This is a genomic window from Idiomarina sp., assembly GCF_048260185.1.
In the GTDB taxonomy this organism is placed as follows: domain Bacteria; phylum Pseudomonadota; class Gammaproteobacteria; order Enterobacterales; family Alteromonadaceae; genus Idiomarina.
Genome location: NZ_JBLXHB010000001.1, coordinates 935,353 through 953,086 on the forward strand (window position 1 = coordinate 935,353; position 17,734 = coordinate 953,086).

17 protein-coding genes are annotated in these 17,734 nt (G+C 46.1%); 10 read left to right on the forward strand and 7 right to left on the reverse strand.

The genetic code is table 11. The features are described from left to right. Nucleotide 1 precedes the first annotated feature (1 nt). The 10 genes from rlmH to ACN0RF_RS04690 all read left to right on the forward strand — a co-directional run bounded on the left by rlmH (nt 2) and on the right by ACN0RF_RS04690 (nt 8,851). Nucleotides 2-472 (forward strand): 23S rRNA (pseudouridine(1915)-N(3))-methyltransferase RlmH, encoded by a 471-nt coding sequence (gene rlmH, locus ACN0RF_RS04645; protein ID WP_034820185.1) that lies wholly within the window; start codon nt 2-4, stop codon nt 470-472. A gap of 8 nt (nt 473-480) precedes the next feature. Beyond that, nucleotides 481-2,376, forward strand: coding sequence for a penicillin-binding protein 2 (mrdA, locus tag ACN0RF_RS04650; RefSeq protein ID WP_417438205.1), 1,896 nt, complete (start codon nt 481-483; stop codon nt 2,374-2,376). Then, a complete protein-coding gene (rodA, locus tag ACN0RF_RS04655; protein ID WP_417438206.1) occupies nt 2,363-3,481 on the forward strand; it encodes a rod shape-determining protein RodA in 1,119 nt (372 codons plus the stop codon). The genes mrdA and rodA overlap by 14 nt, the downstream gene beginning before the upstream one ends. A gap of 14 nt (nt 3,482-3,495) precedes the next feature. Beyond that, complete coding sequence (gene mltB / locus ACN0RF_RS04660) at nt 3,496-4,467, forward strand: lytic murein transglycosylase B (protein ID WP_417438207.1); 972 nt, start codon at nt 3,496-3,498, stop codon at nt 4,465-4,467. Next, complete coding sequence (locus ACN0RF_RS04665; RefSeq protein ID WP_417438208.1) at nt 4,454-5,281, forward strand: septal ring lytic transglycosylase RlpA family protein; 828 nt, start codon at nt 4,454-4,456, stop codon at nt 5,279-5,281. Before mltB ends, ACN0RF_RS04665 begins: the two co-directional genes overlap by 14 nt. Before the next feature lie 62 nt (nt 5,282-5,343). Continuing rightward, a complete protein-coding gene (locus ACN0RF_RS04670) occupies nt 5,344-6,501 on the forward strand; it encodes a serine hydrolase (protein ID WP_417438209.1) in 1,158 nt (385 codons plus the stop codon). A gap of 12 nt (nt 6,502-6,513) precedes the next feature. Beyond that, the gene (ybeD, locus tag ACN0RF_RS04675) at nt 6,514-6,780 is read left to right on the forward strand and encodes a DUF493 family protein YbeD (RefSeq protein ID WP_011234209.1); all 267 of its coding nucleotides are present in this window, start codon (nt 6,514-6,516) and stop codon (nt 6,778-6,780) included. Nucleotides 6,781-6,824: 44 nt separating this feature from the next. Then, nucleotides 6,825-7,490, forward strand: coding sequence for a lipoyl(octanoyl) transferase LipB (lipB, locus tag ACN0RF_RS04680; RefSeq protein WP_417438210.1), 666 nt, complete (start codon nt 6,825-6,827; stop codon nt 7,488-7,490). Further along, nucleotides 7,474-8,442, forward strand: a complete 969-nt coding sequence (gene lipA, locus ACN0RF_RS04685; RefSeq protein ID WP_110012614.1) for a lipoyl synthase — start codon at nt 7,474-7,476, stop codon at nt 8,440-8,442. The genes lipB and lipA overlap by 17 nt, the downstream gene beginning before the upstream one ends. A 16-nt stretch (nt 8,443-8,458) precedes the next feature. Beyond that, the gene (locus ACN0RF_RS04690; RefSeq protein WP_110012615.1) at nt 8,459-8,851 is read left to right on the forward strand and encodes an MAPEG family protein; all 393 of its coding nucleotides are present in this window, start codon (nt 8,459-8,461) and stop codon (nt 8,849-8,851) included. Here ACN0RF_RS04690 and ACN0RF_RS04695 read toward each other — a convergent pair. The 7 genes from ACN0RF_RS04695 to infB form a co-directional block, all read right to left on the reverse strand. Then, nucleotides 8,819-9,976, reverse strand: a complete 1,158-nt coding sequence (locus ACN0RF_RS04695) for a peptidase (RefSeq protein WP_417438211.1) — start codon at nt 9,974-9,976, stop codon at nt 8,819-8,821. The genes ACN0RF_RS04690 and ACN0RF_RS04695 overlap by 33 nt on opposite strands. A gap of 10 nt (nt 9,977-9,986) precedes the next feature. Beyond that, on the reverse strand, nt 9,987-10,871 hold the full coding sequence (gene nlpI / locus ACN0RF_RS04700) for a lipoprotein NlpI (protein ID WP_417438212.1): 885 nt from the start codon (nt 10,869-10,871) through the stop codon (nt 9,987-9,989). A 124-nt stretch (nt 10,872-10,995) separates the two neighbouring features. After that, nucleotides 10,996-13,146: a polyribonucleotide nucleotidyltransferase gene (gene pnp / locus ACN0RF_RS04705; RefSeq protein ID WP_417438213.1), complete on the reverse strand. Its 2,151-nt coding sequence runs from the start codon at nt 13,144-13,146 to the stop codon at nt 10,996-10,998. 180 nt (nt 13,147-13,326) lie between these two features. Then, nucleotides 13,327-13,596: a 30S ribosomal protein S15 gene (gene rpsO, locus ACN0RF_RS04710; protein WP_011234216.1), complete on the reverse strand. Its 270-nt coding sequence runs from the start codon at nt 13,594-13,596 to the stop codon at nt 13,327-13,329. Nucleotides 13,597-13,693: 97 nt separating this feature from the next. After that, nucleotides 13,694-14,626: a tRNA pseudouridine(55) synthase TruB gene (gene truB, locus ACN0RF_RS04715; protein WP_417438214.1), complete on the reverse strand. Its 933-nt coding sequence runs from the start codon at nt 14,624-14,626 to the stop codon at nt 13,694-13,696. Next, nucleotides 14,626-15,012, reverse strand: coding sequence for a 30S ribosome-binding factor RbfA (gene rbfA, locus ACN0RF_RS04720; protein WP_273025158.1), 387 nt, complete (start codon nt 15,010-15,012; stop codon nt 14,626-14,628). Before rbfA ends, truB begins: the two co-directional genes overlap by 1 nt. Before the next feature lie 18 nt (nt 15,013-15,030). Further along, entirely contained in the window at nt 15,031-17,721 is a 2,691-nt protein-coding gene (infB, locus tag ACN0RF_RS04725; RefSeq protein WP_417438215.1) for a translation initiation factor IF-2, read from the reverse strand. Between the last annotated feature and the right edge of the window lie 13 nt (nt 17,722-17,734).

A 17,734-nucleotide genomic window follows, 5' to 3' on the forward strand; every position in this document is an offset into this window, starting at 1 on the left:
AGTGCAAATTCAATTACTCGCCGTTGGCACAAAAATGCCCGCGTGGGTTACTGAAGGCTTCAACGAATATAAAAAACGGTTCCCGACGGATTGTAAGTTAGTGCTGCATGAAATAGCGGCTCAAAAGCGAACGCGTAAAGCAGATTTAAACCGCGTTATGCAACAAGAAGGTAAATCGCTGCTGCAAGCAATACCCAAAGGGAACCGAATTGTCACTTTAGAGGTCACAGGTCAGGCCTGGGACACACCTAAGCTTGCCCAGCAGTTAGAGAAGTGGCAAATGGACGGCAGAGATGTCACTCTATTAATCGGAGGGCCTGAGGGCCTTTCTGATGAATGCCTGGCGGCAGCTGAGCAGCGTTGGTCTTTGTCTAAATTAACATTGCCCCATCCGGTGGTCAGATTAATTGTCGCAGAAAGTCTTTACCGGGCATGGAGCCTAAATAACAATCATCCGTATCATAGAGAATAAGAATAATAATGCGTCACCGCACCCACATACGTGATCATGATTCAGAAGCGGCCGTTTTTGGACGACGCGTGCTTGTTGCTATGGTGATTGTTGTGGCGGTTTTTATAGCTCTGGCATCAAACATGTATCACCTACAGGTAAGTGAACACAATGAGCTTCAAACGCGCTCTAACGATAATCGGATAAAATTACTTCCCCTGGCGCCGAATCGAGGCTTAATTTATGACCGCAACGGTATTTTGTTAGCGGAAAACACACCAATTTACAGTCTCGATGTTACCCCGGAAGAAATCGGCAACCTTGAGCAGACTCTAAATCAGCTTCAACAGTTACTCGAATTCCCCGACAGCACTATCGAGCGCTTCTACCGGAATCTAAAAAACCAACGGCGTTTTAATAATGTGCCCTTACTTGATGAGCTTAATGAAAAGCAACTCGCCGTTTTTGCAGCTCAACAACATAAGTATCCCGGAGTGAGTATCGAAGCTCGTTTAATCCGGAACTATCCGCATAAAGAGTTACTGACTCATGCCGTAGGTTACGTTGCAAAAATTAACCGTCGTGATGTCGAGAAACTACGTGAAAGCGACGAGTTACCTAATTACGCTGCCAGCCGGACAATAGGAAAGCTCGGGATAGAAAGATACTACGAGAAAGACCTGCATGGCGAGGTCGGTTATCAGAGTGTTGAGGTTAATAATCGCGGACGAGCGGTAAGAACTCTAAGTATAGAAGCTCCCAAGCCGGGACAGGATATCGTCTTAGAACTCGACCTTGAATTACAAAGAAAAGCCGCAGAGTTACTGGGAGAGCAACGCGGTTCTATTATATTAATGGACGCCACCACCGGTGGGATCTTAGCCATGGTCAGTACTCCCAGCTATGATCCAAACTGGTTCGTCAACGGCATTTCCGTTAAACAGTATCAATCGTTATTGAATTCAACCCAGAGCCCACTGCTTAACCGCGTAACTCAGGGAGCATACCCTCCGGCCTCAACTATCAAACCTCAGATAGGTTTACTTGGTTTAGAAGATGGCATCATTGAACAAGATACTCGCATTTGGGACCCCGGTTGGTTTGAAATAAAAGGGGTTGACCGGCGCTACCGTGACTGGCTGGCCTGGGGGCACGGTTGGGTTGACGTAGAAAGAGCCATTACAGAAAGCTGTGATACGTTTTATTACGATTTAGCTCTGAAACTCGGCGTTGATAAGATATCCGGCTTTATGACCCAGTTTGGTTTTGGTGAAAAAACAGGAATAGACATTCATGAAGAAGTTCCTGCGTTGATGCCGTCGCGCGGGTGGAAAAGAGCTCGTTTTGGTCAGCCATGGTATGCAGGCGAAACGCTCTCTGTTGGTATTGGCCAGAGTTACTGGACCGCTACACCCATGCAACTGGCAGTTGCAACGGCAATGGTTGCCAATAAAGGCGAGCACCTTATTCCCAGACTGTTGCGCGGAAAAATACAAGATGGCGCATTTGAAGAGGCTTTAATTGCTCATCGCGAAAAATTGACCTTATCCGACAGCAATAATTGGGACGTTATTACCAGGGGAATGCGTAATGTTAATATGGCGCAAAAAGGCACAGCTCATCGAGCGTTTAAAGATGCGCCCTACTCCTCAGCCGGAAAGACCGGAACGGCTCAGGTTAGAAGCCTTGGTCAGGAAGAAGAATATAACGCAGAAGATATTGCCGAACGCTATCGCGATAATGCAATGTACGTAGGTTATGCCCCGGCAGACGATCCTAAAGTTGTTGTGGTGGTTGCAATAGAAAACTCTCTAGGGGGTGGCGGGAGTATCGCGGCGCCGGTCGCAAGAAAAATATTAGACGTCTGGCACACCCGGTTTAACAATGGCAAAAAACAGCAGGAAGAAACTAATGCTGACGACTGAAGAACGCCAAAGAAGCCCGCTATTGAAAAAACTACACATTGACGGGCCCCTGCTTATTCCCCTAATAGTACTGTCGATTGTCAGTTTGTTTGTTATTTATAGTGCTGCGGGCCAGGACTTAGAGGTCGTAGAAAGGCAGTCTATACGTATAGGGCTATCGTTTGTGGTGCTTTTTGTGGTTGCACAAATTCCACCGAGAGCTTTGTCGCGGTTCGCCGTTCCCGCATTTATCGCCGGAGTCTTGCTGCTCATTGCTGTACTTGTCTTTGGTGAAATGGGCAAAGGTGCACAGCGCTGGCTAGACATAGGTCCTTTGACAATACAGCCGTCGGAGATTATGAAGCTCGCCATGCCTCTTATGCTGGCCTGGTATATGAATCAGCGCCCTATACCACCATCTATTTATCGGCTATTTGGTGCTTTAGTTCTGGTCATTATTCCCACACTACTTATTGCGCGACAGCCTGATTTGGGTACATCGTTATTAGTGGCCTGTGCAGGTATTTTCGTTATTTTTCTGGCTGGCCTTAGCTGGAAACTGGTTACCGCAGCAAGTCTTGCAGTAGCGGCATTTACACCAGTTTTGTGGTTTTATCTAATGCACGACTACCAGCGTCAACGAGTACTGACCTTTTTAAATCCCGAGCGCGATCCTTTGGGTTCCGGTTACCACATTATCCAGTCAAAAATCGCCATCGGCTCGGGCGGCATTGACGGTAAAGGCTGGCTTCAGGGCACGCAGTCTCAACTCGAGTTTTTACCTGAGCGTCATACCGACTTTATTTTCTCTGTTTTTAGTGAGGAGTTTGGCCTTACCGGAGTTATCCTTTTGCTTGCGCTATATGGCTTTATTATTTTACGGGGCCTGATTATTGCTCTGCAAACACAGGATATCTTTTGTAAATTACTGGCCGGTTCACTGACACTCACCTTCTTTGTTTATGTGTTTGTAAATATTGGTATGGTTTCAGGACTATTACCTGTGGTTGGGGTACCATTGCCCTTAATCAGTTATGGTGGCACATCGATGGTAACGCTTATGGCAGGCTTCGGCATGCTTATGTCTATCGCGACCCACCATCGCTTAGTTATGAAAAATGGCTAAAACAGGGAAACTTTATGCGCACCTTATTTGGATTAGCGTTGCTAACCGCAACAACCAGCTTGTCGGCATATGCTCAGGAGCAAACACCTGAGGTTGAAGAATTTATTCAACAGCAGGTAAAAGAACACCAACTTGACGAAGCTCAAGTACGTCAATGGCTATCAAAAGCAAAGAAAAATGACGACGTACTGGAAGCCATTCAGCGCCCATGGGAAGCCAAACCCTGGTATCAATATCACCCTATTTTCTTAACTGAAAAACGCTTAGACGCCGGCGTTAAATTTTGGAAAAAACACCGGAAAACACTTGAGCGCGCGGAAAAAGAATACGGCGTTCCAGCACAAATTATTGTGGCAATAATTGGTGTCGAAACCTTCTATGGCAATTACATGGGCAAATATTCTGTTCTGGATTCACTCTACACTTTAGGTTTCCATTATCCTCCCCGCTCAAGTTTCTTCCGTTCCGAGCTTAGCGAATTCTTTCAGTTAGCAGCTGAAGAAGGTTGGGACGTAGGTGAAGCAAAAGGCTCTTACGCCGGCGCTATGGGCTTCGGCCAGTTTATTTCTTCCAGCTATCGCCATTACGCAGTGGACTTTGATAACGACGGACACAGAGACATCCTGACGAATCCGGTGGACGCTATCGGCAGTGTGGCTAATTATTTTGCTGAACATAAATGGCAGCAAGGCCAACCGGTGGCTCAACCTCTTGGGAACGAACAAGACTGGAAAACTTTAGTCAGCGACGGTATGAAACCCAACACCACACGTTCTGAAATTAAGCGCAAGGGCTATGAACTTCCGCAACACCAGGCGGTTAATGATGACACCAAAGTTAGAGTATTTGAGTTTGAAACAGAAGAAGCTCATGAATACTGGCTGGGATACGACAACTTCTATGTCATTACCCGATATAATCATAGCCCACTGTACGCGATGGCTGTTTATCAGTTTAGCGAGCAATTGAAAAATGAAGTGGAATAATTTATTAACCTTAATACTGAGCGTACTTATGCTCAGCAGTTGTTCCAACGGCCCCTCCGGCCGCTACTCTCAACATAAAGACAGCGCTCCGACTCGTTTACCCAATGAGTCGGAGTTACGCAGCGCCGTTCCTGTTCACGAGCCTCTTAGTCCTCAGGGAAACCGGGACTACCGGGTTCTGGGTAATGACTATGAAGTAATGGACAGTGCTGCTGGCTATGTTGAGGAAGGCTATGCTTCCTGGTATGGCAATAAATTTCACGGTCACCTGACGTCCAATGGCGAATACTATGACATGTACAGCATGTCGGCCGCCCATACCCGGCTTCCCCTGCCAACTTACGTAAAAGTTACTAACTTAAACAATGACCGTACAGTCATTGTGCGGGTGAATGACCGGGGCCCCTTCCATTCTGAGCGTATTATCGACTTGTCATTTGCTGCTGCCTATAAACTCGATATGCTGGATAATGGCACCGCCCCGGTCAGAATTGAAGCCATTAACTTAAACACTCCCATGCGCGCAGAAGCGCAATCTATATCAACGAGTCAGTCCAATTATCATATTCAGTTAGCTGCTTCGTCAAATATCGACCGTTTATCGCAGTTAAAACACAACTTACCGCCCAAGTTCCAGGAAATTGCAACTACTGAACAAACTCACGGTCTACATAAACTCATGCTGGGACCGGTTTCTGAAGATGAAAGCCACGATTTACTCGAGCAAATACGATCTTCCGGATATCCCGAGGCTTTTCGCGTAAAGGCAGCGCAAAGTCAGACGGATACTCCTGACGCTGTGCAACAGAACTGATATAATCCGGCTTCCTTAAGCACATGATTCACTTTTTGACCGATAAGATAAAGATAATTCCAATGAAAAAAATTTGTCACCTCTTTACCGTTGTAACCCTATTATTCAGTTCAGCAAGTTTTGCGGCTCAGTCATTGGTTCCCAATGCGCCGTCAGTTAATGCCAAAGCTTATATCCTTATCGATCACACTACCGGCAAGGTATTAGCGGAAAGTAATTCAAGCGAAAGTTTGCCTCCTGCCAGCCTGACCAAAATGATGACCAGCTACATTATTGGTAAAGAGATGTTGGCCGGCCGCATTAGCGAAAAAGATCTTGTTACGGTTAGCGACAATGCCTGGGCCAAAAACTTCCCGGAGTCCTCTAAAATGTTCATAGAGGTTGGTAAAGAGGTCAGTGTTAAAGACTTAAACCGCGGTATTATTATCTCTTCCGGTAACGACGCCTGTGTCGCTATGGCGGAGCATATCGCAGGAAGTGAAGACGCTTTTGCCGACTTAATGAATAACTATGCCGAACAAATTGGCATGAAAGACAGCCATTTTGCTAACAGTCATGGTCTGCCCGATTCAGAGCAGTATGTATCTGCGCGGGACATGGCGACTTTAGCCAGCGCTTTAATAGAAGAAACCCCGGAAGAATATAAGCTATACGCAGAAAAGTCTTTTACCTATAATAATATTAAGCAATATAACCGTAACTCATTGTTATGGGATCGTAGCTTAAATGTCGACGGTATAAAGACCGGTCATACGAATGAAGCAGGTTATAGCCTGGTATCTTCTGCGGTTGAAGACGGAACCCGTTTAATTGCAGTAGTAATAGGAACCGGGAGCGAGCAGGCTCGTAAAGTTGAAAGTAAAAAACTACTTAACTACGGGTTTCGCTATTTCGAAACCGTTAAAGCTTATAGTGCGGGTGAAAGCTTTATCTCTCAGCGTATTTGGGGCGGTGATTTAGACGAAGTTGAACTGGGTATTAGCGAAGATGTGGTAATTACTTTACCTAAAGGCCAGCGTGATAAATTGAATGCTAACTTTGAACTTGATGAACAACTTCAGGCTCCGCTGTCGAAAGGTCAGCACGTAGGAACAGTATATCTTCAGTTAAATGGTGAAGATGTTGCTTCCTTCCCGCTGGTGACGCTACAAAGCGTAGAAGAAGGCGGTTTCTTCAAGAAAATGATGGATTACATCAAACAGCAATTTAGTGAAGAGTAAAGGTTTAGATAGATGCAAAAAACTCGTTTTGACGAACTGGTCGACTTTCCCTGTCACTTTACGTTTAAAGTGATGGGGGTTGCTAGTGACAGCCTTCCTGACCAGGTCGTAGAAGTTTTACAAGAGCATGCTCCGGGCGACTACAGTCCTTCCGTAAAGCCCAGCAGCAAGGGTAACTACCACTCAATTTCTGTTGCTGTGCGTGTTGAAAGCCAGCAGCATATCGAAATACTGTATCGTTCCCTCTCAGATATCGAGGACGTTCGCTACGTTCTGTAGTCATAGGGCTAGCCGTTATTGCTGACAAACGTTATAATGACGGCATGAACGATACCCTAATTATCCGTGAATTGGGCAGGCAGCCATACGAACCCGTATGGCATGCTATGCAGGAATTCACTGACCAACGCGACGAAAACACTGCCGACGAACTGTGGGTGGTCGAGCACGATCCTGTCTTCACTCAAGGACAAGCTGGTAAAGCTGAGCATATTCTCGCTCCGGGAAATATTCCGGTTATCCAGGTCGACAGGGGCGGACAGGTTACCTATCACGGTCCGGGTCAGCTCGTTATCTATTTTCTTCTTAATATTCGCCGTCTTAACTATGGTGTCCGTCAATTGGTTAATCATATTGAAAACACCGTAATTGACACCCTTTCCGATTACGGAATTGATGCCAAAGCGCGTCGCGACGCCCCTGGCGTTTATGTCAATGCAGATAAAATTTGTTCTCTGGGGCTTCGTATTCGTAAAGGCTGCTCTTTTCACGGATTGGCGTTGAACGTCAATATGGATATGGAACCTTTTTCCCGAATAAACCCCTGTGGCCTTTCGGGCATAAAAATGATTCAAACTAAGGACCTCAATGGCCCTGATAGCTTTAGTGAAGCGGCTGCTGCAGTGATAAAACACTTTACCAGCTCTCTTTCCTACAGCAACACTCTTCAACAAACGGGACTCGCTCAAGATTATGTCAAAGCCAGTTAGAGTTGAACCTGGTGTCAAAATGCGTGACGCCGATAAAATGGCACTGATACCAGTACAAATTATTCCCACCGAACGCGACCAGATGTTGCGTAAACCGTCGTGGCTGAAGGTGAAGTTACCTTCTTCAACTGAGCGTATTGATGAAATTAAGCAAGCAATGCGCAGCCATGGTTTGCACTCTGTTTGTGAGGAAGCATCCTGTCCAAATTTACCGGAATGTTTTAATCACGGTACAGCCAGTTTTATGATCCTGGGCGACATTTGCACACGTCGTTGCCCATTCTGTGACGTTGCTCACGGTCGCCCTCTTCCTCCCGATCCGGAAGAAGCTGAAAAACTGGGCAAAACCATCCGCGACATGAAAGTGAAGTATGTCGTAATTACATCGGTTGACCGTGATGATTTACGCGACGGCGGTGCGCAGCATTTTGCGGACTGTATTCGTGAAATTCGTAAGCACAGTGAGAACAACATTCAGGTAGAAGTATTGGTACCGGATTTTCGTGGTCGTATGCAGGTTGCGCTCGATATTCTTAAAGGCGAAGCGCCTGACGTATTTAACCACAACCTTGAAACCGTGCCACGCCTGTATAAGGCGGCTCGTCCTGGTGCAAATTATCAGTGGTCTTTAGACTTGCTGCAAAAATACAAAGAAGTGCGTCCTGATATCCGGACTAAATCTGGACTTATGGTCGGTCTTGGCGAAACCAAAGAAGAAATACTGGAAGTCATGAAAGATCTTCGTGCGCACGATGTCGACATGTTAACTATCGGACAGTATTTGCAGCCTAGCCGCCACCATATTCCGGTAGCGCGCTACGTGCATCCTGACGAATTTGAAGAGCTGCGTGTTGCGGGTGTTGAAATGGGCTTTAGCCACATTGCCAGTGGACCACTGGTACGCTCGTCTTATCATGCTGACTTACAGGCTGCAGGCGAAACCGTACGTTAATTAGGGAATAATGACCATGAGCCTTTTACTGTGGTGTTTACTCATTGCCGGAGTCTTGCCAATTTTGGCTAAGGCGCCTGTAGTTTACTTTCAGAACCGGGATAACGGTTATGACAATAAACACCCCAGAGCTCAACAGCAACGGTTACTTGGGCGTGGAGCCCGGGCCGTTGCCGGTCACTATAATGCTTATGAAGCTTTCCCGTTATTTGCCGCGGCCATATTGGCGGCCTTGGCAACTTCTCAGGTTACCGAACGCATTGAATTTTTGAGTATTTCTTTTATTGTGCTTAGAGTGCTCTATCACATTGCTTATTTAAGCAACTATGACAAACTTCGGTCACTTATTTGGTTTCTGGCAACACTCTGCCCAGTATTAATTCTGGCCCAAGTCGCTATTAGCGTCTAAATCAAAAGCGTCAGTTTTTTGCTTCAGCAATCTTAAGTAGAGTTCTGGCCATAGTTTGGTGTCATGCTGTTCCATAGCAGTTCTGACATTCACAGGACGCCATGCTTGCCTGTCATCTATGGCATTACAGGTATCCGCTTTAAAAAGGCCGACAGCAGCCTCTTTTGAGCTTCCTAAACGCCATTTCCCTTGCTTTTGCGTCGCAATATCCTGCCATGAACTGAGTTCATCTTTCCACGGCAGGTTTTTATAAACCGCTTTAACCTGCCGTGCCGAATACTCTTTATGGGCTTCTGTCACAATAATATTCAGACTGTCGTGGTCGTAGTAGCCATAACAGAACTTTTGAGCAAGTGCGTCTGACATTTCATATTCATCAGCGAACCCCAACCAATGTCCCAGCTCATGTTGAATAACCGCTTCTGAACTGTCAGGGGTTAAAGTCAATGTCTGACTATTTGCACTGGCAATACCTTGGTCGGCTAATATCACTCGCTTATCAAATTGCTGTTCGGAGCGGCAATTGGCTCGTTTTCTTTGCGTATCGGTCACGCAGGATAAGTTTTCGTCCAGAGTATAACTAATGCACCAATTCCGCGTATCAAAAGGAGCGTTTTGTACCGCGGACAAAAAGTTAAGGTAACGTCGCTTTTCTCCAGAGTCAGCTGCAACCACATTAATTTCCATATGACACTGACCATTATTCTTATAGCGTTCAATCAGTTGAAACTTGCTCTGCAACCAAGAGTCACTCGAGTTTACCCAGCGACTCTGCCATTGGTTTATAGAGGTGTTCTGATCGGTTAATTCAGCGCTGGCTACCTGCCTTTGAGCCGCCGGATCCCCCGCAGCAACGGCCAGTTCAAGCCAGGTGTCGCTCGCCGCCGGGAATTCGTTGATTAGACTTTCTATGGAAGGAAAATAATGCTGCCTTGCCGACCGCTGCCACCAATAATAAGCAGCGGTACGGTTATTAAGTTTCCAGTGATGATTTGCCAGTTGGTGTTGTGCCTGGGCATTACCCTGATGCGCTAGCCAATTGCGTTCTTGTTGTTGGTTGTAAACCTGATGAGACCACCCACTTAAAGCCAACAGAAACAACACAATTAAGAGTCTGGCTTTCACTTACTTCTCGTTAGCGACTAAGTAACGATTCACGAATACGGGTTAACTCAACCGACGCATAACGGTGTTCAACGAAGCCATACACATTAGTCATTAAAGCCAATTTAAAATAGTTAACGGCCTGCAGTTGCTCTCCTTTCATTTGCATGTATTTGCCAAGGTAAAAATAGGCTTCACACAAACGTTCAGTCAGTTTTTCCGACTCGCCTAAGTTACGAGTCATACGTTGTAAAAACTCTTCATCAGAGAGTTTCCCCGTATAAAGCTGCACAATCTGATAACCCCAGTCGGATTTATCCAGTTTCTCAGCGTTTTGCTCAAGACTTTTTTGTGCCAACGCGGCGTCATTTTCATGTTCGGCGAGAAACAGCCAAATAACACGGTAAGGGTCATCGGGTTCTTTTTTCAGGTGGTATTCTAAGTCTTCCTGAGACAGTTTCGTTCTGGCGTCGTAATACTCAGCTATACCCCGGTTTAAATAGGCGTAACGATGTTCGGGATTTAACTCAATTGCTGAGTCAAAAGCCTCGTAGGCGTAATCAAACTCTTCCAGCTGCGTATACTGAATACCTAAGAAATTATACGCATCGGCCAGTCTCGGGTTATATTCTAAAGCTCGGGTAAAATCCATTCTGGCAAGAGTTCTTAAGCCGACGGCGTCATATAGAGCCCCACGACGGTAATAGAGTTCTCCGCGTTGTTCTTCGGTTAAATCTTCTCTTAACATTTGCGCAATGCGGGCCAACTCAATTTCATAGCGAAACTCTGCCCGCTCAGGCTCAGCGAGTACCACAGTATCAGGTAACTGGTTAAATGAACTTTGCGAGGCACACCCCGTCATGGCGCCTAATAACAACAAAGCTCCAATGAACCTAACACTTCTGCGCTCTTGCATAATTTTATCCTTAAATAAACACTGGCCTCTATTACAGCACATTCAACGCCATTCAGGCAAAAAGCAGACATAAAAAAACCCCGTTTACACGGGGTTTTTAATAAAGCTGTGGAAATCTTTACGATTATTCTTCGCTTTTGTTTTCTTCTTCAGCTGCAGGCTCTGCCGGCGCTTCAGTTGCTGGTTCTTCTTTTTTCTCAGCTGCTTCTTTCATGCTTAAACGTACGCGGCCCTGACGGTCAATTTCCAGTACTTTAACCGGAACAACATCACCAACTTTCAGGTATTCGTTTACGTCGTTAACACGTTCTTCTGCAATTTGAGAAATATGAACTAAGCCGTCTTTACCTGGCAGAACAGTAACAAAGGCACCGAAGTCTACGATACGCGCTACTTTACCCTGGTAAATCTTGCCAACTTCAACGTTCGCCGTTAGCTGTTTGATTTTTTCAATAGCAGCGTCAGCATCAGCCTGATCACTGGCTGCAACTTTGATTGTACCGTCATCACCAATTTCAATGTTGGTATTAGTTGACTCTGTCAGCTCACGAATAACGGCTCCGCCTTTACCGATAACGTCTTTGATCTTGTCCTGATCAATTTTGATAGTGGTAAAGCGAGGTGCATAAGTAGACAGTTCTTCACGGTGACCGCCAATAGCTTCGTCCATCACTTTCAGAATGTGCAAGCGAGCTGATTTAGCCTGCGCTAAGGCACTTTCCATGATGTCGCGAGTAATGCCGTCAATTTTAATGTCCATTTGCAGCGCAGTAATACCATCGGTGTTACCGGCTACTTTAAAGTCCATATCACCTAAGTGATCTTCATCACCAAGGATATCGGAAAGAACAACATGCTTGTCGCCTTCTTTAACCAAGCCCATAGCAATACCCGCTACGGAAGACTTGATTGGCACACCAGCGTCCATCAACGCCAATGAAGAACCACAAACTGAGGCCATTGAACTTGAACCGTTTGATTCAGTAATTTCTGAAACCACACGGATGGTGTATGGGAACTCATCGTGGCTAGGCATAACCGCCTGAATACCACGTTTAGCTAAACGACCATGACCAATTTCACGACGTTTTGGCGAGCCAACCATACCCGTTTCACCAACACAGTATGGAGGGAAGTTATAATGCAGCATGAAGCGATTCGTGTTCATACCAGTCAGCTCATCAATCATCTGAGCATCACGGTCAGTACCTAAAGTCGCAGTTACCAACGCCTGAGTTTCACCACGGGTAAACAATGCTGAACCGTGAGTACGCGGTAATACACCAGTCGCCACGCTAATAGCACGAACCATGTCAGGGTCGCGGCCATCAATACGCTTTTCACCGGCAATAATACGGCTACGGACAATATCACTTTCCAGATCGTGGAAAATTTTGCCGGCTTCTTCTAAATCGACATTTTCATCTTCAGCAGTCAGCTTCTCTGCCATCTGCTCTTTAACCTGGTCAAGCTTACCTTTACGTTCTGCTTTGTCAGTAGTGCGGTAGGCTTCGCCAATACCTTGCTCTGCCAATTCACGTATTTTGGTCTGCAAACTTTCATCTTTTGCAGGTGCCTGCCAGTCCCACTTCTCTTTGCCTGCTTCTGCAGTAAATTCAGTAATGGCTTTGATAACGTCCTGCATTGCTTCGTGACCATACATAACGGCACCAAGCATTTGGTCTTCAGACAGCAATTCAGCTTCTGATTCAACCATTAAGACAGCTTTATCAGTACCAGCAACCACAAGGTCCAGCTTCGAGTTTTCCAACTCATCTGCGGTTGGGTTTAATACGTATTCATCGTTCACGACACCAACACGAGCTGCACCGATTGGGCCTGCGAAAGGAACACCAGAAATAGACAGTGCTGCTGAAGTACCAATTAAGGCAACAATATCAGGATTAATTTGAGGGTTTACAGAAACAACAGTTGCAACAACTTGCACTTCGTTCATGAAACCATCAGGAAATAATGGGCGAATTGGACGGTCGATTAAACGACAAGTCAGAGTTTCATTTTCGCTTGGACGGCCTTCACGCTTAAAGAAGCCACCTGGAATTTTACCGGCTGCGTAAGTTTTTTCTTGGTAATTTACCGTTAATGGAAAAAAGTTTTGCCCTTCGCGAGCTTCTTTTTTCGCAACCACAGTGACCAGGACTGTTGTGTCATCGATGCTGGCAAGTACAGAAGCAGTCGCCTGACGTGCTATTACGCCAGTTTCTAAAGTGACTGTGTGCTGACCGTACTGAAATTGTTTAGTTATTGGATTCACGTTGCTTTCCTTTACCTTCAAAATATAGAGTATCCGGATTGATACTCGTCTTCTCTCTTTATTTATCTCATCGCATAGTATAGGGGAATTGTGACGAAATTAAGACCCATAAGCCTAAAAAAGAATACAAAAAAAGGGCCTGAAGGCCCTTTTAATTTTATTCTTTTCAGAACGTTTGTCTTAGCGACGGATGCCAAGACGTTCTACGATAGCTACGTAACGTTTTTCGTCTTTACGCTTCAGGTAATCAAGAAGCTTACGACGACGGCTAACCATACGTAGCAGACCACGACGTGAGTGGTGATCTTTCTTATGTTCTTTAAAGTGGTCTTGTAATTCAGCCAGGTTTTTAGTTAAAAGCGCAACTTGCACTTCAGGAGAACCCGTATCGTTCTCGCCTTGGCCAAATTCTTTTAAAATCTCAGCTTTCTGTTCAACAGTTAGTGACATGCTAACTCCTAAGTTTTGTCAAAATGATCGACGCCAATCACTAATTCAGCATCGATATGAAGGCGGCGATTATACTCGTCAGCCGCCGTAAAAACAACTATAAATCCACATGCTCCCGCGCAATAACCCGACGCGGCCATAATTCCGCATTTTTCACCCGTGCAACACCAAGAAATAGCGAGTTTTCTGTGGCAACGCGCCATTCTTCTGCGTCATTTCCATTTTGCTCAGGTAAAGGAATGGGCTGTCCATGCAAAAAGTCGCGAGTTTGCGCTTGAGTCACTGTTACCTCTGGCAATTGTCCCAGTAGCAAATCAGCCGGATGCAATAACGCATCGAGACCTTCATAGCCCTCTTCTGCTAACGTTTCCAGTTGTTCCAGGGTCACCATAGCCGCTTCAGCTATGTCGGCTACTGCATTACGATGTAGCATGGATACGTGAGCACCACAGCCTAGTAACTGACCCAGGTCATCAACTAAAGTACGAATATAAGTACCTTTGCTGCAACTCACTTGCAGGGTCACTTTATTGTCCTGAATATTCAGCAGTTCGATAGAGTGGACGGTGATTGTCCGCGTTTTTTTCGGTACTTCAATGCCTTGGCGCGCATAATAATATAATGGACGGCCTTCGTGCTTCAGTGCCGAATAAATAGAGGGAGACTGATCCTGTTCACCAATAAACTGCTTTATTGCATTAGCTACAGTAGCAGCACCGACTGCAACCGGCTTTTCCTCTACCACTTCGCCTTCGGCGTCACTGGTGGTTGTTCTTACCCCCAGCGTAGCTTCAACCCGGTAGGCTTTATCGGCATCCAACAGATATTGCGAGAATTTGGTCGCCTCTCCGAGACAAACTGGCAGAATACCGGTTGCCAGAGGATCCAGCGCACCAGTATGACCGGCTTTTTGTGCATTATACAGGCGCTTAACACGCTGCAGGGCATGGTTTGAACTCATGCCCTGCGGTTTATTCAATAATACTACGCCCGTGAGAGCACGGCCTTTGCGTAGACGAGCTTTAGACATTAATCGTCTCCGCTGTTTTCGCTGCTTTTCTTATCTCGTTCACGAGCTTCTGCAACCAATTTGCCCATACGAATCCCTTCATTTAAAGAAGCGTCGTGCTGAAACTTTAGTTGCGGAACAATGCGTGCTTTGATGCGCTTACCCAATAAAGATCGAATGAAGCCTGAGGCTTCATTCAATACTTTTAACGCCTGCTTAGTTTGCTCAGGGTCATCCTGGAAAAAGGTAACAAACACTTTGGCATAAGCTAAGTCACGAGAAACTTCCACGTCGGATACTGTGACCATGCTAACGCGAGGATCTTTTATCTCACGTTGCAGGATCATAGCGATTTCTCGTTGTAGCTGATGCCGTACCCTTTCGGTACGGCTAAACTCTTGAGCCATAAATTCCTGTGTCCTTGATTACAGCGTACGTTCAATCTGAATGGTTTCGAAGACTTCAATTTGGTCGCCTTCTTTGACATCGTTATAGTTCTTAACACCGATACCACATTCCATGCCGTTACGAACTTCCTGAACGTCGTCTTTAAAGCGACGTAAAGATTCTAGTTCGCCTTCGTAGATAACAACGTTATCACGCAATACGCGAATTGGAGCAGAACGCTTCACCACACCTTCAGTTACCATACAACCAGCAATGGCACCAATCTTAGGTGATTTAAAGACATCACGAACTTCGGCTAAACCAATAATCTGCTGTTTAAACTCAGGCTGCAGCATACCGCTCATTGCCGCTTTAACTTCGTCAATTAAGTCGTAAATAACGCTGTAATAGCGTAAGTCGACACTTTCCTGTTCAACCAGTTTTCTGGCTGCAGCTTCAGCACGAACGTTAAAACCAACAACAATGGCATTTGAGGCACTGGCCAGAGAAATATCGGTTTCGGTGATACCACCAACGCCGCTACCGATGATGTTCACTTTCACTTCATCAGTTGACAGTTTGGTTAAGGCATCAGAAATCGCTTCCAGTGACCCTTGTACATCAGATTTAAGGACGATATTAAGCTCAGCAACATCGCCTTCGGCCATGTCCGCAAACATGTTTTCCAGTTTCGCTTTTTGTTGCTTGGCTAATTTCACATCACGGTATTTACCCTGACGGTAGTTAGCTACTTCACGCGCTTTACGCTCGTCTCTGACAACCGTTGCTTCGTCGCCTGCCTGAGGAACACCGGACAGACCCAGTATTTCTACAGGAATAGATGGGCCCGCTTCTTTAATTTCTTTACCGGTTTCATCACGCATTGCACGAATACGACCGTATTCAAGACCACAGAGTACAACGTCACCCTGCTTCAGCAGACCGCGCTGAACCAATACCGTTGCTACCGGGCCACGACCACGGTCCAGGCGTGATTCAACCACAATACCTGAAGCCATACCGGTTTTCTCTGCACGTAAATCCAATACTTCGGATTGCAGCAAAATAGCTTCTAACAGCTCATCAATGCCTTCACCTGTGTGCGCTGACAATGGAATGAACTGCACATCGCCACCCCAGTCTTCAGGAATAACTTCCAACTGAGACAACTCGTTCTTCACACGGTCTGGATCAGCGCCTTCTTTATCCATTTTGTTGATAGCAACAACCAGAGGAACGCCAGCAGCTTTTGCGTGCTGAACCGCTTCTTTAGTTTGCGGCATAACACCATCATCCGCAGCAACTACCAGGATAACAACGTCTGTCGCGCCCGCACCACGTGCACGCATAGAAGTAAAGGCGGCGTGTCCTGGAGTATCCAGGAAAGTCACCATGCCATGACCCGTTTCAACATGGTATGCACCAATATGCTGAGTAATACCACCCGCTTCGCCTGATGCAACTTTGGCTTTACGAATGTAATCCAGCAACGATGTCTTACCATGGTCAACGTGACCCATAACAGTAACGACTGGTGCACGAGGTGCCTCTTCTCCGCCTTCCTGACGGTCAGAAAGCACTTCTTCTTCCAGCGCATTGTCTTTCACCAACGCAGGTTTATGACCCAGCTCTTCAACCACTAAAGCGGCTGTGTCTTGGTCAAGAATCTGGTTAATGGTGACCATTTCGCCCATTTTCATCATGGTCTTGATAAGGTCACTGGCTTTAACCGCCATACGGTTAGCAAGTTCACCAACGGTAATGGTCTCACCAATTTTTACATCACGTTCAACTGGCTGAGCTGGTTTATTAAAGCCCTGTTGCAGCGACGAGCCGCGACGAGCACCTTTACGACGCTTCTCGCGGCGTGGGGTATCATCGCTTTCTTCATCTTTACGACGACGTTTTTTACCGCGTTTGCGGCTTTTACGCTCTTCGTCAAAATCTTGTGCGTCTTCAGCTTCTTGAGCAGTAGATGACGTTGTAAAGTGCACGTCTTCCTGCTCTTGCTGTTTACGTTTCTGCTCTTCTTCTTCCCAGCGTTTTGCGTTCTCTTCCGCTAGTTTACGAGCTTCTTCCGCTTGAGCTTCCGCTTCTTTTTCCGCTTTTTTACGTGCTTCTTCTTCCTGCTGACGCTTCAGTTTTTCAGCCTCTGCTTTCGCTTTGTCTGCTGCTTCACGTTCTTCAGGTGTCATTGCTGCACGTTTTTCAGCTTCTGCTTTTTGACGCTCTTTCTCTTTTTCTTTGCGCAGCTTTTCTTTTTCAGCTTTTTCTTTCTCAGCTTTTTCGCGTTCTGCTTTAGCCTTGGCTTCCGCTTCTTTACGCTGCTGCTCTTCTTCGCGCTGCTTTTCTTCTTCGCGAAGCTTCGCTTCTTCCGCTTCTTTCTCTTGCGCTAAGCGTTCTTGTTCTTCACGTTCCTGCTCTTCGCTTGCTGAACGTTTCACGTAAGTACGCTTTTTACGCACTTCTACCTGAACGGATTTAGAGTCTCTTCCGCCACCAACGCTTAACGTACTTTTTGTTTTGCGCTTTAAAGTCATTTTGCTGGGTTCAGAGCTGCCGCCACCGCCGTGCTGACGATTCAAGTGAGCCAGTAATTTCTGTTTCTCTTCTTCGTTAACAGAATCACCCGCTTTCTTGGTCATGCCCGCTTCAGCGAACTGCTGAACCAGACGATCAACTGTTGTACCGACATCTGTGGCCAGCTTATCGAGCGTTACTTCTTCCATAGTCTGTTGTACC